The sequence below is a fragment of the Streptomyces sp. NPDC021562 genome (genome assembly GCF_040640875.1).
GTDB lineage: Bacteria > Actinomycetota > Actinomycetes > Streptomycetales > Streptomycetaceae > Streptomyces.
Genome location: NZ_JBFACN010000002.1, coordinates 331,919 through 358,544, shown reverse-complemented (window position 1 = coordinate 358,544; position 26,626 = coordinate 331,919). Strand labels below are relative to the sequence as shown.

The window sequence follows — 26,626 nt, the reverse complement described above, 5'->3', positions numbered from 1 at the left end:
TTCGGAACGCACCAGGACCGGCCGTAGACCCATCGGGCGAACCAGAAATGCCCGGCTTGTCACCGAATGTGAGGCTGGTGGGCGTCGGCCCTGACGACGACCGTGCTCCAGGAGGTCACCGCCGTGACTCCAAGGCTGCGAACCGCCTTCGGCGGTCTTCTGCTGCTCGTCCTCGCGATGATCCTGCTGCCGTCCCGCACGGCTGTCGCCCACGGCCCCGGGCCGCTGACCTCCGACTCCGTCGGCGCCTCGGCCACCCCCCGGCCGTCCCTGGCCGGGACGGTGGCCGGTGAGGGCCGGACGCGGCCGGGACGGCACCTGGGACCGGCGGTGACGGTGATGGGCGACGAGGACCCCGACGACCCCGACGAGGAGGCGGCGGAGGACGGCGCCGAGAGCCAGGCCGCCACGGCCGCGCAACCGCCCCGGGACGCCGCCGTGAACCCGACCGCGCCCCAGCCGCCACCCGTCCACCAGGCCATCGCCCCCGGCCAGGACGGCGAAACCGAGCCCGTACTGGACATCCTGCCGCTGGGCAGCGGACTGGTCCTGATCGGCCTCGGACTCGGCCTCGCCTTCATCGGACTGCGGGTGCGCCGCGGCTAGCGGGTGTCCGGGGATCCCCCGGCCGGTGCCGGCAGCTTCCCTAGCCGGTGACCAGTAGGACCTTCCCGATGTGGTCGCTGGCCTCCACCACCCGGTGCGCCTGCGCCGCCTCGGCCATCGGCAGCTCCCGGTCGACGACCGGACGGACATGGCCCTGGGCGATCAGCGGCCAGACGTGCTCACGTACCGCCGCGACGATCGCCGCCTTCTCCGCGAGCGGCCGGGCGCGCAGCGAGGTCGCGCTGATCGCGGCCCGCTTGGCGAGCAGCGCTCCGATGTTCAGCTCGCCCTTGACGCCGCCCTGCATGCCGATGATCGCGAGCCGCCCGTTGACCGCGAGGACCTGCACGTTCCGGTCCAGGTACTTGGCGCCCATGTTGTCGAGGATGACGTCGGCGCCCGCGCCGTCGGTGGCCGCCTTCACCTCCTCGACGAAGTCCTGCTCGCGGTAGTTGACGAGGACGTCCGCGCCCAGCTCGGCGCAGAAGTCCAGCTTCTCCTTCGTCCCCGCGGTGACCGCGACCTTGGCGCCGACCGCCTTGCCCAGCTGGATCGCCATGGTGCCGATGCCACTGGAGCCACCGTGCACGAGCAGCGTCTCGCCCGGGCGCAGATGGGCGATCATGAAGACGTTCGACCAGACCGTGCTGACCACCTCGGGCAGCGCGGCGGCCCACCGGAGATCCACGCCCTCGGGCACCGGCAGCAGCTGTCCGGCCGGGACGACGACCCGCTCCGCGTAGCCGCCGCCCGCGAGCAGTGCGCACACCTCGTCGCCGACCGACCAGCCGGAGACGTTCGGGCCGAGCGCGGCGATCCGCCCGGAGCACTCCAGGCCGGGGTAGGCGGACGCGCCCGGCGGGGGATCGTAGTAGCCCTGTCGTTGCATGATGTCGGCGCGGTTGACGGCGCTGGCCACCACCTCGACCAGTACTTCGCCCTCGCCGGGCACGGGGTCGGGGACCTCGTCCCACACCAGCGCCTCGGGTCCACCGGGTTCGGGAATCGTGATCGCATGCATGTCCGCGACGCTACTCCTCACCCGTCAGGACCCCGACGGCGGCGGTACCGGCCACTCGCCCGGTCAGGCGCGGGGCAGCGGCCGTATGTCCGGTGCGACCCGGCTGCCCGGGGAGGCCCGGACGATGGTGATGAGGCGGTCGGTCGGCTGGATGGTGCCGACGGCCGGGTCGTCGTAGCCCAGCACCCGGTGGCCGCGCAGGACGCTGACCACCAGGTCGGCCGTCTCGCGCGGGGTCTTGCCGACCTCGGCCCTGACCGCCGGGCGCTCGATCAGGTCCAGGCCGCTGCCCTGCTGGATGAGGTCCTCCATGACCATGCCCGCGGCGGGGCTGAGCACGGACAGGCCGAGCAGCCGGCCGGCCGCGCTGGCGCTGGTGATGACGGCGTCGGCACCGGACTGCTTGAGCAGTGGCGCGTTCTCCTCCTCGCGGACCGCCGCCACGATCTTCGCGCCCCGGTTGAGCTGCCGGGCGGTCAGGGTGACCAGGACGGCGGTGTCGTCACGCTGGGTGGCGATGATGATCTGCCGGGCCCGCTGCACCTCGGCCCGCTTGAGCACCTCGCTACGGGTCGCGTCCCCCACGACCCCCGCGAAGCCCTCGGCGGTGGCCGCGTCGATCACCTTGGAGCTGGGGTCGACCACGACGACCTGGTCCGCCCTCAGTCCCGTCGCGCAGACGGTCTGGATCGCCGAACGTCCCTTCGTGCCGAAGCCGACGACGACGGTGTGATCGCGCAAGGCGGACCTCCAGCGGTTCAGGCGGAATTCCTCCCGGGTGCGTTCGGTGAGGACTTCGAGGGTGGTGCCGACCAGGATGATCAGGAACAGCACGCGCAGGGGCGTGATGACGAAGATGTTGATGAGCCGGGCGCCGTCGCTGACGGGCGTGATGTCGCCGTAGCCGGTGGTGGAGAGGGTGACGGTGGCGTAGTAGAAGGCGTCGAGCAGGTCCACCGAGCTGTCCGAGGTGTCGTTGTAGCCGTCGCGGTCGGCGTAGACGATCAACGCGGTGGCGATCAGCACGAGCAGGGCCATGGCCAGCCGCTTGGCGACCTGGCGGATCGGGCGCTCCACCACCTTCGTCGGGAGTTTCACCCGATGGGTCACCAGGTGCTCGTCCGCCTGGCGGGCCATGGCGTCATGGCCGGGAAGTTTCACGTGAAACACACCCCGATACCGGCGGCCGCCCACGGCAGGTCGAGCAGTTCCGTCTCCGCCCCCTGCTGGGCTCCGCCCGGCGGTACGACCGCGAGCGCGTCGGCCGCGGCGATACCGCGCAGCATGGCCGGACCGTTGTAGTGCAGGGGGATCGCGGCGTCACCGCGCAGCACCACCGGGATCAGCCGGGTGTCGTACGGGTGCCCGTGCACCGTTTCCGCCACGGGCAGCGCGTACGGCTCGGGCGCCGGGTGGGCGGCGAGAGTGCGCAGCAGCGGTTCGGCGAGGGTGAGCAGACCGGAGACGGCGGCGAGGGGGTTGCCGGGCAGGCCGACGAGATGCTGGTTCTCCTTGAGGCGGGCCAGCAGCATGGGGTGGCCGGGGCGCACCGTGACGCCGTCGACGAGGAGTTCGGCCCCGAGCCGTTCCAGCGTGGGGTGCACGTGGTCGACCGGGCCGGAGGCGGTGCCGCCCGTGGTGACGATCAGATCGGCCGTCGAGGAGGTGATCGCCCTGCGCAGGGCCCTGGCGTCGTCACCGAGCCGGCGCACGGCGGTCACCTCGGCGCCGAGGGCGCGCAGCCAGGGCGGCAGCATCGGGCCGAGCGCGTCCCGGATGAGTCCTTCGCTCGGCAGCCCCTCGGTGAGCAACTCGTCGCCCAGGATCAGGACGTCGGCGCGGGGCCGCGGGACGGCGGTGACGGTGTCGTAACCGGCCGCCGCGGCGAGGCCGAGGACGGCCGGGGTGACCAGGGTGCCGACGGGCAGCAACTGGTCGCCGCTGCGGCACTCCTGGCCGCGGGGGCGGATGTCCTGGCCGTGGACGGTGTCGCGGGTGGCGTGCAGCCTGCCCTGGGCGTCGGTACGGCCGTGTTCGCTGCGGAGCACCGCGGTGGTGTCCGCCGGGACCCGGGCGCCGGTGGCGATGCGGACCGCCTCGCCGTCGGTGAGCGGCTCGGGCTGCCCGTGCCCGGCCAGCACCCCCTCGTCGCGTACGTCCCAGGGGCCCGGGCCCGCCACCGCCCAGCCGTCCATCGCGGAGGTGTCGAAGGAGGGCAGGTCGGTCAGCGCGTCCAGCGGGGCGGCCAGGGCCAGGCCGAGGGCGTCGGCCAGCGGGACGGAGAGGGGGGCCCGGCGACCGCCGGTCCGGGCGGCGCGGGCGGCGATCTCGCGGGCCTGGGGCCAGGGGGTGGCGCGGTGGCGGTGGGCCGAGGGGGCGCCGTGGGCGGGCGGTCCCTGGCGGTGCTCGTCCTGGGCGGCGGATGCGGACACCGCGTCCCGCACGGGCTCCCGGGGCTCCCCGGGCCCCCGGGGTTCACGGGACTCTCTCACGAGGGCGAGCGCCTCCTCGACGTCGAGATCGTCGTCGGTGTCCCCGGCGGCCGCACCGGCCCGTACCCCGGGGGCGGTCATCGGCCGGGCCCGGGGGCGGGGGGCTCGGAGCCGGGGACACCGCCGGCCGGGGTGTCCGGAGCCGGGTTGCCGGGGGCGTTCGTCTCCTCCGCCCAGCGCAGCGCCAGAGCGGCGGCCTTGTGGGCGGCCTCGGCGACCGCTTCGGGGCCGCCCTTGCCCTGCGCGGCCGCGTAGCCGACCAGGAACGTGGTCAGCGGGGCGGCCGGCCTGGCCACCCCGTGCGCCGCGTCCCGGGCCACGTCGAGCAGCAGCCGGAAGTCGACGTCCAGGTCGATGCCCAGCTCGTCCTTGACTGCGGAGATCCATTCATCCAACACGTGCCCATGCTCCCTGATGCGTGCCCTGGCGTCGGCGATGTCGTCCCAGGTGTCGCAGTCGAAGGACGCGCGGGGGTCCGGGACGCGGGTGAGGTTCAGTGCGGCGGTCAGGCGCCGCAGCGGGAGGCCGGTAAGGCCCTGCTCGTCCCCGGCGAGGGCCGAGAGGGCGTGCCTCAGCGCCGTCGTGCGGTAGGCCGCCACCAGGGGCTGGTCCCTGCCGTCGGCGTCGGTGAGCAGCGCGGCGTCGGCGTCGGAGGCGCTGAGGACCGACAACAGCCGCGCCACGGTGGCCTCTTCCAGGAACGGCAGGTCGGCCGAGAGCACGACCGCGTAGGCGGCGGTGCTGTGGCGCAGGCCGGCGCCGAGGGCGGCGACCGGGCCGCCGCCCGGGGGGTCCTCGCGGGTCCATCGGACCGGCCGGGAGGTGGCGCGGGGGGCCGCCACGACGACGGTCTGCTCGGCACCCGCGCACGCCGCCAGGACACGGTCCAGGAGGGGGCGTCCGCCCACCCGCACGGCGGGCTTGTCGGCTCCGCCGAGCCGCCGGGCGGCGCCACCGGCGAGCACGATCGCGTCGTAGGGGGGTGTGTCGGTGGCGGTCACCTTTCGAGTATGGGGGGACGTGTGATCACAGGGAACAGACGGGGGGTCGTGCACCCCCGCGGGGCGCCGCGCTCAGAGCGTCCTGAGCAGGACCGCCGGGTTCTCCACGCAGTCCGCCACGTAGCGGAGGAAGCCGCCCGCCGTGCCGCCGTCGCAGACCCGGTGGTCGAAGGTGAGGGACAGCTGGACGACCTGGCGGACCGCCAGTTCTCCGTCGTGCACCCACGGCTTGGGCGTGATGCGGCCCACGCCCAGCATCGCCGCCTCGGGGTGGTTGATGATCGGGGTGGAGCCGTCGACACCGAACACGCCGTAGTTGTTCAACGTGAAGGTGCCGCCGGTGAGTTCCGTCGGGGTCAGGGTTCCGGCGTGGGCCGACTCGGTGAGGCGGGCGAACTCCGCCGTCAGGGACTCGGCGTCGCGGGCGTGGGCGTCCCGGACGACGGGGACGACCAGGCCCCGGCCGGTCTGGGCGGCGAATCCCAGGTGGACGTGGTCGAGTTGGACGATCTCGCGCGCCTCGACGTCGACGTAGGAGTTCAGCTCGGGGTGGCGGGCCAGGGCCGCGGTGCAGATCCGCGCGAGCAGTGCGAGCAGCGAGATCTTCGGTCCCCCGGCCGCGTTCATCGCGGTCCGCGCGCGCATCAGCTCGGTCGCGTCGGCGTCCACCCAGCAGGTCGCGTCGGGGATCTCCCGGCGGCTGCGGGAGAGCTTGTCGGCGACCGCGCCCCGGATGCCCTTGAGGGGCGTGCGGATGCCGGCCGGCTTCGGCGGTGCGGTGCGGGCGGCGGCGCGGGCCGCGTCCACCCGCAGGGCGTCCTCGACGTCGGCGCGCAGGATCAGTCCGTCGGGGCCCGAGCCGGACAGCCGGCGCAGATCCAGGTTGTTGTCCCGGGCGAGCCGGCGGACCAGCGGGGAGATCACCGGGACGGGTCCCTCGGTGCCCCGGGGGGACGGCGGTGCGGACACCCGCGCGTGGGCGTCCGCCGTCCCGGCCCCGGCGGCCGTGCTGCCGCGGGCGGGGTCGACGGCGGCGCTGCCGTCGGCGCGGTCGGGGGACGTGGCGCGCACCCGTCGGCGGCGGGCCGGAGGGGCTCCCGTGCCGTAGCCCACCAGGACGTTGCCGGAGCCCTCCGGCTCGGGGAGCGTGGTGTCCTCGCCGACCGCGACCGTCAGGAGCGGGGCCCCGACGGGCAGTTCGGTGCCCTCCTCGCCGAAGCGGGCGGTGACCACACCGCCGTAGGGGCAGGGCACCTCGACCATCGCCTTGGCCGTCTCGACCTCGACGACCGGCTGGTCGATCGCGACCACCTCGCCGACCTGGACCAGCCAGGTGACGATCACCGCCTCGGTGAGCCCCTCCCCGAGGTCGGGCAGTTTGAACTCCAGCACCTGTGCCATCAGCCCTCGGCCTCCCACTGCAGACGCGCCACCGCGTCCAGGATGCGGTCCACGCCGGGCAGGTGGTGACGCTCCAGCATCGGCGGCGGATACGGGATGTCGAACCCGGCCACGCGCAGCACCGGCGCCTCCAGGTGGTGGAAGCAGCGCTCGGTCACGCGTGCCGCGATCTCCCCGCCCGGCCCGCCGAACCCGCCCGACTCGTGTACGACGACCGCGCGCCCGGTGCGCCGTACGGAGGCGCAGACCGTCTCGTCGTCGAACGGCACCAGGGAGCGCAGGTCGACGACTTCCAGGTCCCAGCCCTCCGCCTGGGCGGCCTCGGCGGCTTCGAGGCAGACCGGTACGGACGGGCCGTAGGTGATGAGCGTGGCGCTGCGCCCGGTTCGGCGCACCACCGCGCGGCCGATGGGTTCAACGTCCGCCGGGTGCTCGGGGTTCCAGGAGTCCTTCGACCAGTACAGCCGCTTGGGTTCGAGGAAGACGACCGGGTCGTCGGAGGCGATGGCCTGCCGGAGCAGTCCGTAGGCGTCGGCGACGGTGGCCGGGGTGACGACGTGCAGGCCGGGGGTGGCCATGTAGTAGGCCTCGGAGGAGTCGCTGTGGTGCTCGACGCCGCCGATGCCGCCGCCGTAGGGGATCCGGACGGTGATCGGGAGGGGCAGCCGGCCCCGGGTGCGGTTGCGCATCCGGGAGACGTGGCTCATCAGTTGCTCGAACGCGGGGTAGGCGAAGGCGTCGAACTGCATCTCCACGACCGGGCGCAGTCCGTACATGGCCATGCCGACCGCGGTGCCGAGGATGCCGGCCTCGGCGAGCGGGGTGTCGGTGCAGCGGGTCTCGCCGAACTCCTCGGCGAGACCGTCGGTGATCCGGAAGACGCCGCCGAGGGTGCCGACGTCCTCCCCCATGACGTGCACGGCCGGGTCGGCGGCCATGGCGTCCCGCAGGGCGCGGCCGAGGGCCTGCGCCATGGTGGCGGGTTTCACGGCGACGGTCGTCATCGATGGCCGCCTTCACGGTGGTCGTCCTGCTCGGCCTCCAGTTCGGCCCGCAGCAGGGCGCGCTGCTCGCGCAGTTGCGTGGTGGTCTCGGCGTACACCTGGTCGAAGAGGTCCATGGGGTCGAGTTCCGGATCGCGGTTCATGCGCTCGCGCAGGTCGGCGGCCATCGCCTCGGCGTCCTCGCGCGCGTCGCGGACGGTGTCCTCGTCGAGGAGTCCGCGGGCGGTCAGCTCGCGCTCCAGGAGCAGGATCGGATCGTGGTCGCGCCAGGTGTCGACCTCGGTGTCGCCGCGGTAGCGGGTGGCGTCGTCGGCGTTGGTGTGGGCGTCGATCCGGTAGGTGACCGCCTCGACCAGGGTGGGTCCGCCGCCCTCGCGTGCGTGCCGTACGGCGTCGGAGAGGACTTCGTGCACGGCGGCCGCGTCGTTGCCGTCGACCAGGCGGCCGGGCATGCCGTAGCCGACGGCCTTGTGGGCCAGGGAAGGGGCGGCGGTCTGCTTGGCGAGCGGGACGGAGATGGCGAAGCCGTTGTTCTGGACCAGGAAGACGACGGGGGCCTGCCAGACGGCGGCGAAGTTCAGCGCCTCGTGGAAGTCGCCCTCGCTGGTGCCGCCGTCGCCGACCATGGCGAGCGCCACCACGTCGTCGCCCTTGAGGCGGGCCGCGTGGGCGAGGCCGACGGCGTGCGGGAGCTGGGTGGCGAGCGGGGTGGAGAGCGGGGCCACGCGGTGGGCGTGCGGGTCGTAGCCGGTGTGCCAGTCGCCGCGCAGCAGGGTGAGGGCCTCGACGGGGTCCACGCCCCGGGCGACCACCGCGAGGGTGTCGCGGTAGCTGGGGAAGAGCCAGTCACGCTCCTGGAGGGCGAGCGCGGCGGCGATCTCGCAGGCCTCCTGGCCGGTGCTGGAGGGGTAGACGGCGAGGCGGCCCTGCTTGGTGAGAGCGGTGGCCTGCGCGTTGTAGCGGCGGCCGCGTACGAGCTGGGTGTACAGCCGGCGCAGCAGCTCCGGGTCGGCCTTGGCCGCCGACTCGGTTCCCAGGACGCGGTACGGTCGCTCGTCGGGCAGCAGCGGCGCGGGGTCCGTCCGGGGCTGCCAGGCGGGCGGCGGCGACGGACGGTAGGCGTCGCGCTGCTCCATGACCGTCATGACGGCACCTCCTCGTGGGGGTACGGGAGCCGGATCGCCTGTGACCCGTCCCACCTACCGATTGTTCGGTCGCCGACACATTTTGGCTACAGGCCCCCCGAGGCTGTGGACAAACGGTTCTCCACAGCCTGGAATGAACGCAGTACGTCCATGGTAGGGAGGCGGGGGGACATGGCACCTGAACAAATGGCCGAGGGGCCGCCGGACCGCGCCGCGCTGCCGCCCGCACGTCCGCTGGACGCCATCGATCAGGACATCCTGGGGATCCTCCAGGCGGACGGCCGGGCGTCCATACGCGCGGTCGCGGAACGTGTCCATGTCTCGCGGGCCAACGCCTACGCCCGGATCAACCGTCTCATCGAGGACGGGGTGATCCGCGGTTTCGGTGCCCGGGTGGACCACGAGCGGGCGGGCCAGGGCACCTCGGCGTACATCACGCTGAAGATCGTCCAGAACAGCTGGCGCACGGTCCGCGAGCAGCTGCGCCAGCTGCCCGGCGCCTCCCACATCGCCCTGGTGGGCGGGGACTTCGACGTGCTGCTCCTGGTGCACACGTCCGACAACCGCGCGTTGCGCGAGCTGGTGCTGACCCGGCTGCAGGCCATCCCGGAGGTGCTCAGCACCCGCACGCTGCTGGTGTTCGAGGAGGAGGACCTGGATCCGGACGACCACTGACGACGGTCGGCCACGGCCGCGGTCAGTGGGCGCGCAGCCCGGTGAAAGCCAGCCGCACGACGGCGTCGGCGACCTCCCGCTCGCTCGCGCCGTGCCCGTCCGGGCGGTACCACTCCACGATCGAGTTGACCATGCCGAAGACCAGCCGGGTGGCGAGCCGCACCTCGACGTCGCCGCGCACCTCGCCCTCGGCGGCGGCCGCCTTCAGCAGGTCGGCCACCCGGTGGTCGAAGTCGCGGCGCCGCTCCAGCGCCCACCGCTCGGTGCCGGTGTTGCCGCGCACCCGCAGCAGCAGCGTCACATAGGGCAGTTCGGCGATCAGCACCTCGACCATGCGCCGCACGACGTGTTCCAGGCGGTCGGCGGCGCCGCCCACGCGCGCGTGCTCCTCGTCGAGGATCCCGAAGAGGCCGTCCAAAGCGCGGCTCACGGCGCGGCGCAGCAGTTCCTCCTTGCCGGAGACGTGGTGGTAGATCGACGACTTGGAGATGCCGGCCGCCTTGGAGAGGTGCTCCATGGAGGTGCCGTCGTAGCCACGCTCGTTAAAGACCTGGACCGCCACCGAGAGCAGGGTGTCGGGGGTGTAGGTGTCGCGCTTGGCGGTGGTCACGAGGCGCCCTCCCGCTTCTCGGTGGCGTAGGCGTGCCGGTAGAGCGCGAGGGAGGGCGCGTAGCGTCCGCTCGGGTCGCGCAGGTGCAGGTCGTCGAGGAGGTCGTAGGCGAAGTCGCGGCCGAGGCGGCGGCTCCACTCGAAGGGGCCGAGCGGATAGTTGACGCCCAGGCGCATCGCGGTGTCGATGTCCTCCTCGGTGGCGACGCCCTTGGCGACGGCGTCGTGCGCGAGGTCGATGATCCGGGCGACCGTGCGGGCCACGATCATGCCGGGGACGTCCCCGATGACGCTGACCTTCTTGCCGAGCGCCTGGAACAGGCCGACGGCCTCGGTGAGCGTCCGGGGCAGCGTGTCGTGCCCGGCGGACAGGGCGATCCGGGTGGCGCGGCGGTAGTCGAGGGCGAGGTCGAAGTAGACGACGTCCCGGAACTCCACCGAGGTCTGGCCGTCGGCGAGGGCCAGCTGGCCGCCGCTGGGCAGCACCAGCCGGGTGCCGTGGTCCTCGTCCTCCTCGCGGACCTGGATGCCGGCCTCGCGGATCATCGCGAGCAGTTCGGCGGCCGGTCCCAGGGTGCCCTCGGCGACGACGTAGGCGGGCGGCCGGGCCGGTTCGGCGGTGTGCGGTTCGGGGCGCTCCGCGCCGTCCTCGTAGTCGTACCAGCCGTGTCCGGTCTTGCGGCCGAGCCGGCCGGACTCCACGAGCCGGCGCTGGGCCAGCGACGGGGTGAAGCGGACGTCCTGGAAGAAGGCCTGCCACACGGAGTGCGTGACGGACTCGTTGACGTCCTGGCCGATCAGGTCGGTCAGCTCGAAGGCGCCCATCCGGAAGCCGCCGCTCTCGCGCAGCACCGCGTCGATGGTGGCCGGGTCGGCGGCCTGCGCCTCGTGGACCGCGAACGCCTCGGCGTAGAAGGGCCGCGCGATCCGGTTGACGATGAAACCAGGGGTGTCCGCGCAGGCGACCGGCGTCTTGCCCCAGGAGCGGGCGGTCTCGTACGCGCGCGTGGCCGACGTGACGTCGGTCGCGAACCCGGAGACCACCTCGACCAGCGGCAGCAGCGGGGCCGGGTTGAAGAAGTGCAGGCCGACGAGGCGGGAGGCGCTGCGCAGGCCGCCGCCGATCGCCGTCACCGACAGGGAGGAGGTGTTGGTGGCGAGCAGACAGTCGTCGGCGACGACGCCCTCCAGGTCCCGGAACAGCTCCTGCTTGACCTCCAGCCGCTCCAGGACGGCCTCCACGACCAGGGCGCAGTCGGCGAACTCGGTGAGCCGCTCGGCGGGCAGCAGCCGGGCGCGGGCCGCGTCCCGGTCGGCCGCCGTCATCCGGTCCCTCTCGACGAGCCGGTCCAGGCGGGCACCGATCGCCGCGGCCGCTTCGGCGGCCCGGCCCGGGACGGCGTCGTACAGCCGTACCCGGTGGCCGGCGACGAGGGCGACCTGGGCGATGCCCTGGCCCATGGTGCCGCTGCCGACCACGCCCACGGTGCTGCTGAGGTCGAGTGCTGTCATGTGCGCGATCCTCCCGCACGGGGTTTTCCACAGATGCGGCAGGCCCCCTTGTCCCGACCGATCGTTCGGTTACTCTAGCCCTGTCCGGCTGTTTCTGCCCAGGTCATGAGCTCGAAGGGGAGCTCATCGAACGAGGAGTTGGTCCCGCATGACCGCCGAACTCACCGTGCACGAACTGATCGCCAAGCACCGGCCCACGCTCGACCAGGCGCTGGAGGCGATCCGCACGCGCGCGTACTGGTCCCCCCACCCCGAGCACCCCAAGGCCTACGGCGAGCACGGCAGCCTGGACGCGGCGGCGGGCAAGGCGGCCTTCGAAGCCCTGCTCGGCACCCGCATCGACCTCGGCCAGCCCGGCACCGACGACTGGGCCGGGGGCGAGGTCTCCCCGTACGGCATCGAGCTGGGCGTGACCTACCCGCACGCCGACGTCGACACACTGCTGCCGGCCATGCGGGCCGGGCAGCGCGCGTGGCGCGACGCGGGCGCGCAGGCGCGTGCGGTGGTGTGCCTGGAGATCCTGAAGCGGATCAGCGACCGCACGCACGAGTTCGCGCACGCCGTCATGCACACCAGCGGCCAGGCGTTCATGATGGCGTTCCAGGCGGGCGGCCCGCACGCCCAGGACCGCGGCCTGGAGGCGGTGGCGTACGCGTACGCCGAGCAGGTGCGCACCCCCGACACGGCGGAGTGGAGCAAGCCGCAGGGCAAGCGCGACCCGCTCGCCCTGACGAAGACCTTCAAGCCGGTCCCCCGCGGGATCGCCCTGGTCATCGGCTGCAACACGTTCCCGACGTGGAACGGCTACCCCGGGCTGTTCGCCTCCCTCGCCACCGGCAACGCGGTCCTGGTCAAGCCGCACCCGCGGGCGGTGCTGCCCCTCGCCCTCACCGTGCAGGTCGCCCGCCAGGTCCTCGCCGAGGCCGGCTTCGACCCGAACCTGGTCGCCCTGACCGCCGAACGCCCCGGCGAGGGCATCGCCAGGACGCTCGCCACCCGCCCGGAAATCAAGATCATCGACTACACGGGCTCCACCTCCTTCGGCGACTGGCTGGAGGCCAACGCCCGGCAGGCCCAGGTGTACACCGAGAAGGCCGGCGTCAACTCGGTCCTCGTGGAGTCCACTGGCGACTACCGGGGGATGCTGTCCAACCTGGCCTTCTCGCTCTCCCTCTACAGCGGCCAGATGTGCACCACCCCGCAGAACCTGCTGATCCCCCGCGACGGCATCCGCACCGACGAGGGCCCGAAGACGTACGACGAGGTGGTCGCCGACCTCGCCCGCGCGGTCGACGGCCTGCTCGGCGAAGACGCCCGTGCGAACGCGCTGCTCGGGGCGATCGTCAACCCCGACGTCAAGGCCCGCCTGGAGGCCGCCGCCGGACTCGGCGAAGTCGCCCTCGCCTCCCGGGAGATCACCAACCCGGAGTTCCCGGACGCGGTGGTCCGCACCCCGGTGATCGTCAAGCTGGACGGGGCCAAGCCCGACGACGAGGCCGCCTACATGAGCGAGTGCTTCGGCCCGGTCTCCTTCGCCGTCGCCGTCGACTCGGCCGCCGACGCGGTGGAGCTGCTGCGGCGGACGGTGCGCGAGAAGGGTGCGATGACGGTCGGCGCGTACACCGTCGACGCCGAGGTGGAGAGCGCCGTGGAGGAGGTCTGCCTGGAGGAGGCGGCCCAGCTGTCGCTGAACCTGGTCGGCGGGGTGTACGTCAACCAGACGGCCGCGTTCTCCGACTTCCACGGGTCGGGCGGCAACGCGGCGGCGAACGCGGCCCTGACGGACGGCGCGTTCGTGGCCAACCGGTTCCGGGTGATCGAGGTGCGCCGGGAGGCGTAGCGGACGGTCACGACGGCCGTGGCGGGGCACCGCCACGGCCGTCGTGACCGGCGGCGCCGCTCCCCTCGCAGGGCCTTACCGAGCGCTCCAGTGGTACAGCGTCATCGCCACGCTCGTCGCCAGGTTGTAACTGCTCACCTGGGGACGCATCGGCAGCCGCAGGAGATGGTCGGCACGCGCGCGCAGCTCTGGTGACAGGCCCGTTCGTTCGGAGCCGAAGGCGAGGATCGCGTCGTCCGGGAGCTTCGTGCCGCGGATGTCCTCGCCCTCCGGGTCCAGGGCGTAGACGGGGCCGGGCGGCAGCTCCGCCACCTCCGTCCGCTCCACCGCCGTCGCGAAGTGCAGCCCCGCCCCGCCCCGCACCACCGTCGGGTGCCAGGGGTCGAGCGTGCCCGTCGTGATGACTCCCGTCGCCCCGAAGCCCGCCGCCAGGCGGATCACCGCGCCCGCGTTGCCGAGGTTGCGGGGTTCGTCGAGGACGACGACCGGCGCGCTGCGCGGGATGTGGGCCAGCGCCCGCAGGTTGGCCTCACGGGACGGCCGTACGGCGAGGGCGGCCACGCCCGTGGGGTGCGGCCGCGGGACGAGGGTGGCGTACGACGCCGCACTCACCTCGGTCAACAACGCGTCCAGCGCCTCCCGCACGTCCGGCGCCAGTTCGCCCGCCAGGGCCAGCGTCGCCGCCCGGTCCGTGGTGACCGCCACCGGCACCTGCGCACCGAAGCGCAGGGCGTGCTTGAGGGCGTGGAAGCCGTCCAGCAGGACGGCCGAGCCGGCCGTCCGTGCCCAGTGGTCGAGGGGGTCGGTCATGCCCCGAAGCCTACGCGGGCCGTTCCTCGGCCCCGGGGGAGCGGGGCACGGGCAGCGTCCGGTCCCCGCGCCGCAGGACACGCTCACGCGCGCGTCCGGCCCAGTCGCCCAGGCGGTGCAGGAACGCCGTGGGCAGGAAGACCGAGTCCGCCGCGATCATGGCGAGGGAGAAGAACGGCAGCCCGAGGACGACCGCGATCACCGCGTGCTCGGTCATCATCGCGGCCAGCAGCACGTTCTTGACCCGCCGGTTGAACAGCGTGAACGGGAAGGCGACCTGCACGATCACCGTCCCGTACGTCACCAGCAGCACCATCGTGCCGTTGGCGGACAGCAGGTCGGCGAGGGCCGGCCAGGGGGAGAAGTAGTCCAGGTGGAGCGGGTAGTAGACGGCCGTGCCGTCCTGCCAGCGGGAGCCCTGGATCTTGTACCAGCCGGCGGTGGCGTAGATCAGGCAGGCCTCGGCCATGATCACGAAGAGCGCGCCGTTGTGCAGGACGTTGGCCACGACGTCCAGCAGGATCCGGGGCTCAGGGGTGCGCGCCCAGCGGCCCACCGCCCACCACAGGGCGGTGCCCGCCCAGGCCGCCCACAGGACGGCCGGGACCAGCCAGCCGCCGCCGGTGCGGCCGGTGACGGCCGCCGCGACCAGCACGAGCCCGGAGGCCGCCCACAGGGCGGGCCCCACCCAGTCGGGTTCCCCGGACGCCGTGGATGCCGTGGACGCCCTGGCCGCCCTGCGCGCGTCCAGCGACCACACCTGGCCGCAGCGGGTGAACACCAGGTAGAAGGACATCAGGTGCAGCACGTTGTCGCCGCCGTCGCCCATGAAGACGCTGCGGTTCTGGAGGGACAGCACGCCGACCATGAACAGCAGGGAGGTGGCGCGGGTGCGCCAGCCCACCAGCAGCAGGGCGCTGGAGAGGACCGCCAGGAAGTAGAAGACCTCGAAGAAGGCCTGGCCGTCGGAGGCCAGCAGCGCCGTGAAGGCATGGTTGTCGGCGGTCAGTTGCTGGGCGAGGCCGAAGCTCCAGGGGCCGTCGGGGCCGTAGAGCTCCTGACGGTGCGGGTACTCACGCAACAGGAACAGCAGCCAGGTGGCGGCGAAGCCGATGCGGACGACGGCCGTCTGGTACGGGCCGAGCGCCGACCCGGTCACCCGGGCGACGGCGTGGGACAGGCACAGGGCGAGACGGCTCACCGCACACCCCCGTTCGCCTCGTCGGCGGTGACCGTCCACCAGGGCAGCACGCGGTAGACGGGGGTGTCCGAGACCTTCTCCCCGCTCCAGTCCGGCGGGGGCACGTTGGTGGTGCTGGAGCGCACCTCCACACGCTGGATGGTGCCCTTCTTGCTGGTGGCGTCCTGCTCGTACATGCGCATCACGACGATCCGGCGCAGGTACTGCTCGGACAGGGAGCCGCGTATGCCGATCGGGCGGTTGTCGGCGCCGTGCGTGGTGACGAAGAAGTCCCAGGCGCGGCGCAGCTCGTTCTGCACGGTGTGGCTCGGCAGCAGGCTGCCGTCGATGGCCTTGCCGTCCTGCACCGACAGGTCGTTCCAGCCGGTGGTGGTCGTGGTGCCGTTCGGCATCAGCACGGCGGCGCGGACCTGCACGGCGATGTTCTGCTGGAGCGGGTTGGGTGCGAAGAGCTTCCAGTTCTGCTCGAACTCCGGGTACACCCATTCCTCTATCGCCTTGCCGTGCTGCTTCGTCACCGTGTTCGCCGGCGCGATGCTCAGGAACACCATCCCGAGGTGCACACAGGCGGTGACCGCGACCAGGGCCACGGCGAGGGCAGCGCCGACCTGGTAGCGCGGGGAGAGGGCGGCGACGCCGGAACGGGGGACGGGCGCCGCGCCGCCGGGCCCGGCCGGGACACGGGCCCGCACCGGCCCGGCTCCGCCCGGACCACCGGATTCGCCCAGACCGTCCGGCGCGTGCGGACCGTCCGGCCCGTGTCGGGCGTCCGAGTCCTCGTCGTACGCGTCCATGCCGCCCCGTTCCCCGGTCCCGCCTCGTCGTCCGGACGGCTGGTTCGCGGCCGCCCGTGTGCCGCCGCCCGGCACTCGCACGGAACGGTACTCAGCACCGGCCGCCGGGCGCAGCCCCGGGAGGGAGCCGGGGCACGTGGCCGTCGCCACTCCGGAGTGCTCCGCCGGCACTCCGGTACGGCCCGGCGGAGCACTCCGCCCGGGGACACCGCAGGTCAACGGCGTCCGGTCCGGTCGGCCGGATCGCGCACGCGAGGTTTCCACAGGCCGCGGCGAACCTTTTCCACAGGGCCCGCCGCCGTAAGCCGTTCCGGTCGAGAATGGAGGCGCGGACGTCAGACGGCGGCGGCCCGCGCCCGGAGCATCCGGCGGACCGCGTCCGCGCGTTCCAGGAGGGTGTTGCGGACCACCGGGGCCGCCTGCCGGGCGGCCTGCCGGGCCTTCTCGAGGTAGGCGTCGTCGACGGCGAACGGGGGGAAGAGCTGGGATGCGTAGACCATCGCCGGGATCATGCCGCCCTGGTCCAGTCCGGGGACCGCGTCCAGGTAGTGCTGGGCGTAGGAAGCGAGCCGGGCGTCCTGGCCGGGGCGCCAGAAGCCGGCCGCCACCGTGGACACCGCGTGGAGGGGCACCGCGCGGTCCACGGCCAGCCGCTGCCAGACCTCGGCCTTCGCCGCGGGATCGGGGGCGGCCGCCCGGACGGTGAGGGCGCGGACCCAGGCTTCGGGGTCGGGGTCGCGTTCGAGCAGGACGGCGGACTCGGCGGCGGTGTCGCCACCGAGTTCGGCCTCCCGGATGAGGGCGCGCCAGCGCAGGTCGACGTCGTCACCGGCCTGGTCGCGCAGCCAGGCCAGGTCCTCGGCGTCCGCGGTGCGGGCGAGGCCGCGCAGGGCGACCTGGCGACGGCCCGGGTCGGCCGCGAGCCGTCGGCAGACCGCGGCCACCGCGCGGGTCAGGGCGGGGCGTTCGGCGGGCGGGGCCCAGAGTTCGGCGATGGTGGTGACGAGGTTGAGACAGGGTTCGATCACCGCGTCGGAGGTCTCGGCCGCGAGGACCGCGGTGAGGCTGCGCCCGGCCTCGGCCGCGGTGGCCTCGCCGGCCGTCAGCATGTCCCAGACGGTGGCGGCGGCCACGCCCCGGGAGATGGGCGTGGGCAACAGGGCGGCGGACTGGAAGAGGGTGTCACGGGTGGCGGCGGACGGGCGGGCGGTGGCGAAGGTGAGGTCGTCGTCGTTGACGAGGAGGAGGTCGGCGGTGGCGGGGAGACCGGCGACCGGGGTGCGGGCCTCGGTGACCTCGACGCGGACGAGCGAGGTGCGCTTCAGTGCCCCGTCCTGCCGGTCGTACGCGCCGACCGCGAGGATCTGGGGGCGGGGGGTTCCGTCGGCGACCAGGGTGACGGTGTCGCCGTCGTGCTCCAGCGTGAAACGGTCGGTGCCGGCCGTCTCCAGCCAGGCCTTCCGCCACCCGGTCAGATCGCGGCCGCCGGCCTCGGAGAGCGCGTCGATCAGGTCCTGGAGGGTGGTGGTGCCCCAGGCGTGCCGGGCGAAGTAGGCCGCCATGCCGGTCCGAAAACGGTCCTCGCCGACGTAGGTCATCAGCTGGTGGAGGACGGAGGCGCCCTTGGGATAGGTGATGTTGTCGAAGATCGACGCGGCCTGGGCGACGTCGTGGATGGCCTGGTGGATCGGGTGCGAGACCGGCCCCTGGTCGGAGAGGTAGGCCTTGAGCTTGTCGCCGGCGAGGTGGCCCGCCCAGGCGTCGGTGTAGCGGGTGGCACCCTCGGCGGCCCAGTGGCAGGCGAACTCGGCGAAGGCCTCGTTCAGCCAGAGGTCGTCCCACCAGCGCATGGTGACGATGTTGCCGAACCACATGTGCGCCATCTCGTGGAGCAGCACGACCGCGAGCAGCTCCCGCTCCGCGGGCGTCGGCTCGGCCCGCCGCAGGAACCCGTCCGACCAGGTCACACAGCCGTAGTTCTCCATCGCGCCGCCGAACTCCGGCATGAACACCTGGTTGTAGGTGCGCTGCGGGAACGGCATCGCGAAGGCCTCGGCGTAGAAGGCGAGGCCCTGCCGGGTGAGGGTGAAGATCTCGTCGGCGTCGCGTTCGAGTACCTCGGCGAGCGAACGACGGGCGTAGATGCCGAGGTCGTGGCCGTCCGCCTCGCGGCGGATCCCGTGGAAGGGGCCCGCGTTGACGACGGTGTTGTACGTGGACAGCGGCGGGGTGTCCGGGAAGACCCAGCGGCGGGCGGCGCCCTGCTCCTCGACGCGCGGGCCGCCGGAGTTGCTGAGCACGGTCCAGTCGGCCGGGGCGGTGACGGTGAAGGCGTGCGGGGCCTTGAGGTCGGGCTGGTCGAAGCAGGCCCAGACGAACCGGGCCTCGTCGGGTTCGAAGCTCGTCCAGACGTAGACCTCGCCGTCGGCCGGGTCGGTCGCCCTGTGCACGCCCTCACCGGTGGTGGTGTCGGCCTGGACGCTCTCGACGCGCAGCACGTTGTGCGCGGCGAGAGCGGGCAGGGGGATCCGGCCGTCGCCGGAGGGGGTGAGCGGGGTGCCGTTCAGGGTGGCGGCGCGGACCTCCGCCGCACAGTCGACGAAAGTCTCCGCGCCCGGCTCGGAGCAGGTGAACGTGATGGTGGAGACGGCGCGGATCTCCGGTCCCCCGGGCAGCGCGGTGAGGTCGATGTCCACGTCGTACCGGTCGACCGTTATCAGCGCGGCCCGGCGCTCGGCCTCGGTCCGGGTCAGGCTTCGGATCCCCATGGCGTCCTCCCTCGTGTGTCCGTCCCCGTCGGCGGACAGCGGCCGACAGCGTACGACGGGACGAGCCGGAGGTCGCGGGGGTTTTCGGTTCCCTTCTTCTATAACCTGTTCTATCTTGACGGACCGTCAGTTCAGCACACCGCCGGGAGGACAGGACCGTGGACTTCACCTTCACCGAGGAGCAGTTGGCGGCGGCCGAGGCGGCACGCGGGGTGTTCGCCGCGGTGGCGCCGGACGCGGTGCCGAGCCCCGCGCTGACCACCGGTGCCGTGGCCGAGGGCTTCGACCGGGACCTGTGGGACAGGCTGGCGGCCGCGGATCTGCTGAGTCTGCTGCCCGGCGCGGAGTACGGCGGGGCCGGCCTGGACGCCATCGCGCTGTGCCTGGTGCTGCGGGAGTCGGCGAAGGTACTGGCGCGGGTGCCGTTGCTGGAACACAGCGCGGCCCTGGCGACCGTACAGGCCTATGGGGAGGAGGAGTTGAGAGGGCGGCTGCTGCCGCGCGCGGGACGGGGCGAGCCGGTGCTGACCGTCGCCGCGAGCGGACGCACCGGGCACGACGCGGCCGAACGGGCGGTGACCGCACGGCGGGACGGTGCCGAGTGGGTGCTGGACGGGGTGCAGACCTCGGTGCCGTGGGCGTACGACGCCGATCTCGTCGTCGTCCCCGCGCACACCGGCACCGACCGGAGCGTGCTGGCGCTGGTGGCGCCCGGCGCGGACGGGGTCACGCTCGCCGAGCAGGTGTCGACCAGCGGGGAACGGCTCGGTGAGCTCCGGCTGGAGTCGGTGCGGGTCGCCGCCCGGGAGGTGCTGGAGCGGTCGGGGGCCTGGGAGTGGCTGCGGGAGCTGCTCGCGACCGGGACGTGCGCGCTGGCGCTCGGGGTGGGTGACCGGGTGCTGCGGCTGACCAGCGAGTACACCGGGAAGCGGGAGCAGTTCGGGCATCCGATCGCCACGTTCCAGGCGGTGGCCGTGCAGACCGCCGACCGGTACATCGACCTGCGCGCGATGGAGGCGACGCTGTGGCAGGCGGCGTGGCGGATCGCCTCGGGGGCGGCCGGGGCCCTGCCCCTGGCCGGGGATGTGGCCGTGGCGAAGATCTGGGCGGCGGAGGGGGTGCGGCGCGTTGTGGGGACCGCGCAGCACCTGCACGGGGGCTTCGGGGCCGACACCGAGTACGTGCTGCACCGGTACCACGCCTGGGCGAAGCAGCTCGAGCTGGCGCTCGGGGGCGCGGGGGCCCATGAGGAGGCGCTGGGAGACCTGCTGGCCGCGCATCCACTGGGGTAGCGGGAGACCAACGGGCCCCTTGCGGGCCGCTCCGGCCCGGGGCGCCAGAACCCGGGCGCCAGAACCCGGGCGCCGGAGGACCCGCGCCGGACGAGCGCTAGAGGACGAAACCCTCTTCGCCCGTGTCCGTCACGACTTTGCGGCCGGCCGCCTGCCACACCTGCATGCCGCCGTCCACGTTCACCGCGTCGACGCCCTGCTGGACCAGGTACATCGTGACCTGCGCCGAGCGGCCGCCGGAGCGGCAGATGACGTGGACGCGGCCGTCCTGGGGGGCGGCCTCGGTCAGCTCGCCGTAGCGGGCCACGAACTCGCTGATCGGGATGTGCAGGGCGCCTGCGGCGTGGCCCGCCTGCCACTCGTCGGCCTCGCGGACGTCCAGCAGGAAGTCGCCGTCCTTGAGGTCCGAGACCCCGACCGTGGGCACACGCGCTGCGAAGTTCATGCCCCCGACGCTACCCGACCGGCACGCCCGTCCGACGCCACTCCCGCCCGGCTACCGCTCCCGCCCGGCCGCTACTCCTGTGTGAGCAGCGTGGCCAGCTCGGCCTCGCGCTCGGCCACGTCCTTGCGGAGCCGCTCGCCGATCTCGTCGAGGAGGCTGTCCGGGTCGTCGGGGGCCAGCCGGAGCAGACCGGCGATGGGTCCGTCCTCCAGCTCCTTGGCGACCAGCCCCAGCAGCTCCTTGCGCTGGGAGAGCCATTCGAGGCGGGCGTACAGCTCCTCCGCGCGGCTGGGCCGGCGCTCCGGCGGGACCGGACCGGCCGCCCACTCCTCGGCAAGTTCCCGCAGCAGGGCCTCGTCACCGCGGGCGTAGGCCGCGTTGACCCGGCTGAGGAACTCCTCGCGGCGCTCCTGCTCGGCCGGCTCCTGTGCCAGGTCGGGGTGGGCCTTGCGGGCCAGCTCGCGGTAGAGCCGACGGGCCTCCTCGCTGGGCCGCACCCGCTGCGGAGGCCGTACCTCCTGCTCGGTGAGCATCGAGACGGCCTCCGGGAACAGCCCGTCGCCGTCCATCCAGCCGTGCAGCAGTTCCTCGACGCCGGGGATGGGCATGACCCGGGCGCGGGCCTCCTCGGCGGCGCGGAGGTCCTCGGGGTCGCCGGTGCGGGCGGCCCTCGCCTCCGCGATCCGTGCGTCCAGTTCTTCGAGGCGCAGGTAGAGCGGGCCGAGTTTCTGCTCGTGCAGGCGGGAGAAGTTCTCGACCTCGACGCGGAAGGTCTCGACCGCGATCTCGTACTCGATCAAGGCCTGCTCGGCGGCCCGCACGGCCCGCTCCAGGCGCTCCTCGGGCCGCGGTGTCTGGGGCTGCTCAGCTTCCGGGGTCGTCACCCGACCAGACTAGGGCCTGTCGCCGCCGACGGTGGCCGGGACCCACTCGGCGGCCAGGTCCGCGCAGGCCACGACCGGACTCCCAGGACGGCCGCCCGGAAGCCACGACCCACCCCGCCCGTCCCGCCCCCGCGGCTCACACCCCGTGCTCCGCCGCGATCCGTCCCGCCCGTACCGCGGTCACCAGGTGCTCGTGGTCCGCCTCCGTCAGGTCGGCGTAGGTGACCGCGAACGCGGCGATCGCCTCGTCCAGCTCCTCACTCTTGCCGCAGTACCCGGCGATCAGGCGCGGGTCCACGCCGTGCGAGTGGGCGCGGGCCAGCAGGGCGCCGGTCATCCGGCCGTAGTCGTCGATCTGGTCGGGGGAGAGCGCGGCCGGGTCGACGCTCCCCTTGCGGTTGCGGAACTGCCGGACCTGGAAGGGGCGCCCCGCCACCGTCGTCCAGCCGAGCAGGATGTCGCTGACCACCTGCATCCGCTTCTGGCCGAGGACCACGCGGCGGCCCTCGTGCTCGACGGCCGGCGCCTCGAACCCGGCCGTGGCGAGATGCGGTACGAGCGCGGACGGACGGGCCTCCTTGACCTGGAGGATCAGCGGCTCGCCGCGGTGGTCGAGGAGGAGGACGACGTAGGACCGGGTGCCGACGCTCCCGGTGCCCACGATCCGGAAGGCGACGTCGTGCGGGGTGTGCCGGGCGAGCAGCGGGTGCCGGTCCTCGGAGAGCGTGCCGACGTAGTGCTCCAGGGCCGCGGTGACGGCCGCCGCCTCCGCGTCCGCGACCCGGCGCAGTACCGGCGCGGCGTCCACGAACCGGCGGCCGCCGTCCTCGGTGGGCTCGGTGGCGCGGGCCGCGAACCGGCCGCTGGTGTTGGCACGGGCCTTCTCCGAGACCCGGCGCAGGGTGCCGAGCATGTCGTGGGCGTCGGAGTGCGAGACCAGTTCCTCGTCCGCGATGGCGTTCCACGCGTCCAGCACCGGGAGCTTGGCCAGCAGACGCATGGTGCGGCGGTAGGCGCCGGCCGCGTCGGCGGCCGCCTTGCGGCACGTGTCCTCGTCGGCGCCCGCCTCCCGGCCGGCCAGCACCAGGGAGGCGGCGAGCCGCTTGAGGTCCCACTCCCAGGGGCCGAACACCGTCTCGTCGAAGTCGTTCAGGTCGATGACGAGATCGCCGCGCGGGTCGCCGTACAGACCGAAGTTGGCCGCGTGGGCGTCGCCGCAGATCTGGGTGGCGATCCTGGTCATCGGGGTGCGGGCCAGGTCGTACGCCATCAGCCCGGCCGAACCGCGCAGGAACGCGAACGGGGACGCCGCCATCCTTCCGACCCTTATCGGGACCAGCTCCGGGATGCGGTCCCGGTTGGACTCCTCGACCGCGCCCACCGCGTCCGGCCGGGAGCCGTCCAGGTCCAGGGCGGCGTGGGCGGCACGCGGCACCGCCGTACGCAACGCCTTGCCCTCCGCCTTGGGGGAGCCCTTCGGCGGCCACTGCGCGAAGCCCTTCGGCGAGGGCAGCACGCGTGTCCCGGCCGTCGTCAGCTCTTCCCGTCCGGTCATGTCGACCGCCTCCCCCGTGCGCCGATCAGCACATTCTCGAACATCAACTCGTGCAGAGACGGTACAGGCGACCGCCGGAGCCCGTACCCGAGGTGCAGATGACGTATGCGGTTGGGAGGACCTGTGTGGTGGTGAGCAGCGGCGCGGGCGCGGAGTCCCGCAGCATGAAGGCGATCCGCTCCGCCGGGTACTCCGGGTCGACGGGAAGGTGTGCGGCTCCGGCCCTCAGGTTGGCCGGCAGGGCAACGACCATGTCGGCCCACCGGGACGGCGCCAGAACCACGATTCGGTCCGGACCGGAGCCTTCGGCGATCAGCAGCCGGTGAGGCGGTTCGACGCGAGATCGAGGTCCCGGGGACTCGGCGAGCAGTTCGGCGCGCTCCTCCTCGGTGGCCAGGTCGATCAGACCGACTCTGCACAACCTCGCCGCTTTTCTCATCGTCTTCCAGACCGCGGTTCTGTACTTCACCGCCGGCTACTGGAAGATCACCGGGGAGGTGTGGCAGGACGGCGTGGCGATGTACTGCATCAGCCGGATCACCGGCTTCGAGATGTCGTCCACGTACGCGCACCTGATGAACAACGCCTTCGCGGGTACCGCCCTCTGCTGCTTCACGATCTTCATCGAGCCGGCGCTGCCCTTCGCGATCCTGTCCGCTCGCCCGTGGATCCGGAAGGCCGACACGGTGGCCCTGGAGGGCATGCACCTGGGTATCGTCGCCTGCATGGGCCTGGTGTGCTTCGGGCAACTGATGGTCGGCGCGGACTGCACCTGCCTGCGCGACGAGGACTGGCGGTCACTCGCGCGGCGCTTCCGTTACGTCACGAGCCGTGTACGGGGCGGGAGTTGGTCACCACTGCCCGCGCGCGGCACGAACCCGGTGGCCATGACGGCGGGTCAGGGCGGTGCGGCCGATGCCTGACACGACCGGCGAAGCGGCGAACGCCGCGCCGGACGCCCTGTGCCGGTTCCTCACCGCCGAGCCCGCCGACAGGGAACGCCTGGCACCGCGCGTGGTCGCCGCCGTGGGCCGGGAGCGACTCAACGAGATCGTGGACACCACGCTCGAACGGGTCGGCGAGGTCACCGGCGTGCGCGACAGCCGCGACGGACTGGTGATCGAAGGCACCCGGGGGCAGGCCCTCGCCTTCGCCGCCACCAGGGACGGCCACGAGCTGGAGGGGCTCCTGATCGCCCCCGGCGCACACCGCCCGGCACGCCTGCGCACCGACTGGGTGCGCCCGGCTCTGGCCTGGACCGTGTTGGTGCTGCTGTTCGTCGTGCGCATCGACGCCTGCTGGGAGGCCCCCTCCCGGATCGCCTGGTGCGGCCGCCTGCTGATCGTCGCGGCCGGATACCTGGTCGTGGAGGGCTGGGGTGCCCCGGCCCTGTTTCCGTGGTGGATACGCCGACCGCTGGAGGCCGGGGCGCTCGTCGCCCTCGCCTCCGCCTGGCGACTGCCCGGGCTGCCCACGTCGGGCGGTGCCCCCGAACTGGTCGTGGGGGCCGCACTGGTCGCCGTCCTCGGCGTACTCCTGATGCGGGCGCGGCGGCACCGCTGGGGGACGGCCGTCTCCCAGCCCCTCGTCTTCCCCTTGCAGGGCGGCAGTTGGTACGTCGGGCAAGGAGGCGGACGCAGCCTCAACCATCACTTCGCCGTACCTGAGCAACGCGGCGCCCTGGACGTGGTCCAGGCCGGTCCGGGCGGGACGCGCGGGCGTCACCGCGCCCGGCCCCAGGGCACGCACGGCAAGAACGAGCGCTACCTCATCTACGGGCAGCCCGTGCACGCCCCCTGCGACGGTACGGTCGTCTCCGCCGCCGATCACATCGACGACCAAGAGCCCGGCGCCGTCCGCTACCAACCCCTCTACGGCAACCACGTGTGGATCGACACGGGCGCCGAGATCGTCAAGCTCGCCCATCTGCGCCCCGGCACCGTGACCGTGGCCAAGGGCGACACCGTGCGCGCCGGGCAGGTGCTCGGCGAGGTCGGCAACTCGGGCAACAGCAGCGAGCCGCACCTGCACATCCACGCCGAACGCGACGGCGTCGGCCTCGACCTGGAGTTCGAGGGGGTCCCGGGCCCGCTGTGCCGGGGCCGGACCGTCCGCTCGTAGACCACACCACGCCCTGCTCGACCTGGCCCCCCACGCGGCAGCGCGGGTGTGCGGTCCCCGTCTTCCCGCCCACATCCGACGCCCCTGCACCGGCTACCGGCACGGACCCGCCGCGTACAGGAAGTGGCTGGACACCCTCGCTCTCGGTGGCGAACGACCACGGCGCCGCAGCCGCACCGCAGCCACAACGAAGACAGGCCCCGCTCGTGAGATAGATCACGCTTCAGGGGCTATCTCCCCACCCGTAGAGATCGTTTCCCGCGCTGTACCGCCGGTTTTCCCTCGCCGCTGATCAGGAACACAGCGGTGGCATCACAACGGGAAGGGCACGGCGGCCATTCCGTGATCGCTGAGGCAGCGTTGTTGCGGGTGAGCGTATCCGAGAGGGAAGTGCAGCGGGCTGGTCTCGACGCTGGAACGGAGTCTGCTCGCGGTGATGCCCGAGGGGCTGTCGAGCCTCTGCGCTGACACCAGACCCGCGAGGTGGCGCCCAGGGGTGTCTCAGTCTCGGGCCCCCTGGAGTTCGAGGGTGCAGCACTTGACGCTGCCTCCGCCCTTGAGGAGTTCGGCGAGATCGACGCCGATGGGCTGGAAACCGCGGTCCCTCAGTTGCCGGATGAGGTCCGTGGCTGCCTTGGGGAGGAGGACGTTCAGCCCGTCGGAGAACGCGTTGAGACCGAAGGCCGCGGCATCCTCGCCCGAGGCCACAATCGCGTCCGGGAATATCGAACGCAGGACCTCGCGGCTGCCCGGGGTGAAGGCCTCCGGGTAGTACATGATCTCGTCTGGCGACAGGACAGCCAGGGCGGTGTCCAGGTGGTAGTGGCGCGGGTCGACGAGGGTCAGGCCGACCACGGGGAGGCCGAAGAACTCCTGGGCCTCGGCATGTGCGCGGGGGTCGGTGCGGAAGCCGGTGCCGGCCAGGATCGTCCCGCCCGCCCTCAGGAAGTCGCCCGCGCCCTCGTTGACGTGCTCGGGCCACAGGATGTCCGTGAAGCCCTGGCGGGCGAACCAGTCGAGGTAGGCGGGCCCCTCCGCGGTCCGCTGCAGGTGGCGGAAGCGGGCGCCGAGCACCTTGCCGTCGAAGACGGTGGCACCGTTGGCGGCGTAGACCATGTCCGGCAACCCGGGCAGGGGGTCGATCACCTCCACGGTGTGTCCGAGCGACTCGTACAGACCCCGGAGGTGCTCCCACTGTGCCAGAGCCAGCGGGGTGTCCACGGGCCGGTCCGGGTCCATCCAGGGGTTGATGCGATAGCTGACTTCGAAGTACTGCGGCCGGCACATCAGCAGCCGCCGCGGCACGGCGACACGGACGGGGCTCGGCGCGGGGCTCCCATCCGGGCGCGGGGCCGGACGGGAGGGGAGGGTGCTGGTCCAGGGCATGATGGGGCTCCTCGGGATCCTCGGGAGTGGGGCGCGGTGGTGTATCAGGCCTTCGGCCGCGGTA

Annotated in this window: 24 protein-coding genes; 6 read left to right on the top strand and 18 right to left on the bottom strand. The window is 73.1% G+C overall.

Going from position 1 to position 26,626, the window contains the following annotated elements:
- Window positions 1-123 precede the first annotated feature (123 nt).
- Entirely contained in the window at window positions 124-606 is a 483-nt protein-coding gene (locus AB0G52_RS04105; protein ID WP_361333453.1) for a hypothetical protein, read from the top strand.
- Between the two features lie 40 nt (window positions 607-646).
- On the opposite strand, the gene AB0G52_RS04100 is transcribed toward AB0G52_RS04105, so the two are convergent.
- The 7 genes from AB0G52_RS04100 to pdhA form a co-directional block, all read right to left on the bottom strand.
- Window positions 647-1,627 carry an NAD(P)H-quinone oxidoreductase gene (locus AB0G52_RS04100; RefSeq protein ID WP_361333450.1) on the bottom strand — a complete coding sequence of 327 codons (981 nt, stop codon included), beginning with the start codon at window positions 1,625-1,627 and terminating at the stop codon, window positions 647-649.
- Window positions 1,628-1,690: 63 nt separating this feature from the next.
- Complete coding sequence (locus AB0G52_RS04095; RefSeq protein ID WP_207921687.1) at window positions 1,691-2,788, bottom strand: NAD-binding protein; 1,098 nt, start codon at window positions 2,786-2,788, stop codon at window positions 1,691-1,693.
- Complete coding sequence (locus tag AB0G52_RS04090; RefSeq protein WP_361333447.1) at window positions 2,785-4,200, bottom strand: molybdopterin molybdotransferase MoeA; 1,416 nt, start codon at window positions 4,198-4,200, stop codon at window positions 2,785-2,787. Before AB0G52_RS04090 ends, AB0G52_RS04095 begins: the two co-directional genes overlap by 4 nt.
- Window positions 4,197-5,120, bottom strand: coding sequence for a molybdenum cofactor guanylyltransferase (locus AB0G52_RS04085; protein ID WP_132888448.1), 924 nt, complete (start codon window positions 5,118-5,120; stop codon window positions 4,197-4,199). The genes AB0G52_RS04090 and AB0G52_RS04085 overlap by 4 nt, the downstream gene beginning before the upstream one ends.
- A 72-nt stretch (window positions 5,121-5,192) precedes the next feature.
- Window positions 5,193-6,521, bottom strand: a complete 1,329-nt coding sequence (locus AB0G52_RS04080) for a dihydrolipoamide acetyltransferase family protein (protein WP_361333444.1) — start codon at window positions 6,519-6,521, stop codon at window positions 5,193-5,195.
- A complete protein-coding gene (locus AB0G52_RS04075) occupies window positions 6,521-7,525 on the bottom strand; it encodes an alpha-ketoacid dehydrogenase subunit beta (RefSeq protein ID WP_132888446.1) in 1,005 nt (334 codons plus the stop codon). Before AB0G52_RS04075 ends, AB0G52_RS04080 begins: the two co-directional genes overlap by 1 nt.
- Entirely contained in the window at window positions 7,522-8,670 is a 1,149-nt protein-coding gene (pdhA, locus tag AB0G52_RS04070; RefSeq protein ID WP_361333441.1) for a pyruvate dehydrogenase (acetyl-transferring) E1 component subunit alpha, read from the bottom strand. Before pdhA ends, AB0G52_RS04075 begins: the two co-directional genes overlap by 4 nt.
- A 186-nt stretch (window positions 8,671-8,856) precedes the next feature.
- Between pdhA and AB0G52_RS04065 the strand changes: the two genes are divergently transcribed.
- Window positions 8,857-9,345, top strand: coding sequence for an Lrp/AsnC family transcriptional regulator (locus AB0G52_RS04065; RefSeq protein ID WP_132888592.1), 489 nt, complete (start codon window positions 8,857-8,859; stop codon window positions 9,343-9,345).
- 22 nt (window positions 9,346-9,367) lie between these two features.
- Here AB0G52_RS04065 and AB0G52_RS04060 read toward each other — a convergent pair whose 3' ends face one another.
- Both AB0G52_RS04060 and AB0G52_RS04055 read right to left on the bottom strand, forming a co-directional pair.
- A complete protein-coding gene (locus AB0G52_RS04060; protein ID WP_132888444.1) occupies window positions 9,368-9,955 on the bottom strand; it encodes a TetR family transcriptional regulator in 588 nt (195 codons plus the stop codon).
- The gene (locus AB0G52_RS04055) at window positions 9,952-11,466 is read right to left on the bottom strand and encodes a 3-hydroxyacyl-CoA dehydrogenase (RefSeq protein ID WP_132888443.1); all 1,515 of its coding nucleotides are present in this window, start codon (window positions 11,464-11,466) and stop codon (window positions 9,952-9,954) included. Before AB0G52_RS04055 ends, AB0G52_RS04060 begins: the two co-directional genes overlap by 4 nt.
- Window positions 11,467-11,614: 148 nt before the next feature.
- On the opposite strand from AB0G52_RS04055, the gene paaN reads away from it, so the two are divergent.
- Complete coding sequence (gene paaN / locus AB0G52_RS04050; protein WP_132888442.1) at window positions 11,615-13,306, top strand: phenylacetic acid degradation protein PaaN; 1,692 nt, start codon at window positions 11,615-11,617, stop codon at window positions 13,304-13,306.
- A 75-nt stretch (window positions 13,307-13,381) separates the two neighbouring features.
- Here the strand turns inward: paaN and AB0G52_RS04045 are convergent, their stop codons facing one another.
- From AB0G52_RS04045 to pepN, 4 genes are all read right to left on the bottom strand, one after another.
- Window positions 13,382-14,116, bottom strand: a complete 735-nt coding sequence (locus AB0G52_RS04045) for a TrmH family RNA methyltransferase (protein WP_361333437.1) — start codon at window positions 14,114-14,116, stop codon at window positions 13,382-13,384.
- 10 nt (window positions 14,117-14,126) lie between these two features.
- On the bottom strand, window positions 14,127-15,317 hold the full coding sequence (locus AB0G52_RS04040) for an HTTM domain-containing protein (protein WP_361333434.1): 1,191 nt from the start codon (window positions 15,315-15,317) through the stop codon (window positions 14,127-14,129).
- Complete coding sequence (locus AB0G52_RS04035) at window positions 15,314-16,111, bottom strand: DUF5819 family protein (protein ID WP_361333432.1); 798 nt, start codon at window positions 16,109-16,111, stop codon at window positions 15,314-15,316. The genes AB0G52_RS04040 and AB0G52_RS04035 overlap by 4 nt, the downstream gene beginning before the upstream one ends.
- Before the next feature lie 335 nt (window positions 16,112-16,446).
- The gene (gene pepN, locus AB0G52_RS04030; RefSeq protein ID WP_361333429.1) at window positions 16,447-18,879 is read right to left on the bottom strand and encodes an aminopeptidase N; all 2,433 of its coding nucleotides are present in this window, start codon (window positions 18,877-18,879) and stop codon (window positions 16,447-16,449) included.
- Between the two features lie 158 nt (window positions 18,880-19,037).
- Between pepN and AB0G52_RS04025 the strand changes: the two genes are divergently transcribed.
- Window positions 19,038-20,171 carry an acyl-CoA dehydrogenase family protein gene (locus tag AB0G52_RS04025; RefSeq protein WP_361333426.1) on the top strand — a complete coding sequence of 378 codons (1,134 nt, stop codon included), beginning with the start codon at window positions 19,038-19,040 and terminating at the stop codon, window positions 20,169-20,171.
- Between the two features lie 97 nt (window positions 20,172-20,268).
- Here AB0G52_RS04025 and AB0G52_RS04020 read toward each other — a convergent pair whose 3' ends face one another.
- The 4 genes from AB0G52_RS04020 to AB0G52_RS04005 form a co-directional block, all read right to left on the bottom strand.
- A complete protein-coding gene (locus tag AB0G52_RS04020) occupies window positions 20,269-20,598 on the bottom strand; it encodes a rhodanese-like domain-containing protein (RefSeq protein WP_132888591.1) in 330 nt (109 codons plus the stop codon).
- Between the two features lie 89 nt (window positions 20,599-20,687).
- Window positions 20,688-21,500, bottom strand: a complete 813-nt coding sequence (locus tag AB0G52_RS04015; protein ID WP_132888436.1) for a hypothetical protein — start codon at window positions 21,498-21,500, stop codon at window positions 20,688-20,690.
- 136 nt (window positions 21,501-21,636) lie between these two features.
- Entirely contained in the window at window positions 21,637-23,055 is a 1,419-nt protein-coding gene (locus AB0G52_RS04010; protein ID WP_132888435.1) for a DUF2252 domain-containing protein, read from the bottom strand.
- Window positions 23,056-23,098: 43 nt separating this feature from the next.
- Window positions 23,099-23,476 (bottom strand): AMP-binding protein, encoded by a 378-nt coding sequence (locus tag AB0G52_RS04005; protein ID WP_361333422.1) that lies wholly within the window; start codon window positions 23,474-23,476, stop codon window positions 23,099-23,101.
- On the opposite strand from AB0G52_RS04005, the gene AB0G52_RS04000 reads away from it, so the two are divergent.
- Together AB0G52_RS04000 and AB0G52_RS03995 are read left to right on the top strand one after the other, a co-directional pair.
- Window positions 23,445-23,978: a hypothetical protein gene (locus tag AB0G52_RS04000; protein ID WP_361333419.1), complete on the top strand. Its 534-nt coding sequence runs from the start codon at window positions 23,445-23,447 to the stop codon at window positions 23,976-23,978. The two genes, AB0G52_RS04005 and AB0G52_RS04000, sit on opposite strands and share 32 nt — an antisense overlap.
- Window positions 23,971-25,176 (top strand): M23 family metallopeptidase, encoded by a 1,206-nt coding sequence (locus AB0G52_RS03995; RefSeq protein ID WP_361333416.1) that lies wholly within the window; start codon window positions 23,971-23,973, stop codon window positions 25,174-25,176. The genes AB0G52_RS04000 and AB0G52_RS03995 overlap by 8 nt, the downstream gene beginning before the upstream one ends.
- 501 nt (window positions 25,177-25,677) lie before the next feature.
- Here AB0G52_RS03995 and ddaH read toward each other — a convergent pair.
- Window positions 25,678-26,562, bottom strand: coding sequence for a dimethylargininase (gene ddaH / locus AB0G52_RS03990; protein ID WP_207921686.1), 885 nt, complete (start codon window positions 26,560-26,562; stop codon window positions 25,678-25,680).
- Window positions 26,563-26,626 lie beyond the last annotated feature (64 nt).

Coding starts and splice junctions, on each gene's coding strand:
- AB0G52_RS04100 (WP_361333450.1), bottom strand. CDS start 1,627: ATGCATGCGATCACGATTCCCGAACCCGGTGGACCCGAGGCGCTGGTG.
- AB0G52_RS04090 (WP_361333447.1), bottom strand. CDS start 4,200: ATGACCGCCCCCGGGGTACGGGCCGGTGCGGCCGCCGGGGACACCGAC.
- AB0G52_RS04080 (WP_361333444.1), bottom strand. CDS start 6,521: ATGGCACAGGTGCTGGAGTTCAAACTGCCCGACCTCGGGGAGGGGCTC.
- AB0G52_RS04075 (WP_132888446.1), bottom strand. CDS start 7,525: ATGACGACCGTCGCCGTGAAACCCGCCACCATGGCGCAGGCCCTCGGC.
- pdhA (WP_361333441.1), bottom strand. CDS start 8,670: ATGACGGTCATGGAGCAGCGCGACGCCTACCGTCCGTCGCCGCCGCCC.
- AB0G52_RS04065 (WP_132888592.1), top strand. CDS start 8,857: ATGGCCGAGGGGCCGCCGGACCGCGCCGCGCTGCCGCCCGCACGTCCG.
- AB0G52_RS04055 (WP_132888443.1), bottom strand. CDS start 11,466: ATGACAGCACTCGACCTCAGCAGCACCGTGGGCGTGGTCGGCAGCGGC.
- paaN (WP_132888442.1), top strand. CDS start 11,615: ATGACCGCCGAACTCACCGTGCACGAACTGATCGCCAAGCACCGGCCC.
- AB0G52_RS04045 (WP_361333437.1), bottom strand. CDS start 14,116: ATGACCGACCCCCTCGACCACTGGGCACGGACGGCCGGCTCGGCCGTC.
- AB0G52_RS04035 (WP_361333432.1), bottom strand. CDS start 16,111: ATGGACGCGTACGACGAGGACTCGGACGCCCGACACGGGCCGGACGGT.
- pepN (WP_361333429.1), bottom strand. CDS start 18,879: ATGGGGATCCGAAGCCTGACCCGGACCGAGGCCGAGCGCCGGGCCGCG.
- AB0G52_RS04010 (WP_132888435.1), bottom strand. CDS start 23,055: ATGACCGGACGGGAAGAGCTGACGACGGCCGGGACACGCGTGCTGCCC.
- AB0G52_RS03995 (WP_361333416.1), top strand. CDS start 23,971: ATGCCTGACACGACCGGCGAAGCGGCGAACGCCGCGCCGGACGCCCTG.
- ddaH (WP_207921686.1), bottom strand. CDS start 26,562: ATGCCCTGGACCAGCACCCTCCCCTCCCGTCCGGCCCCGCGCCCGGAT.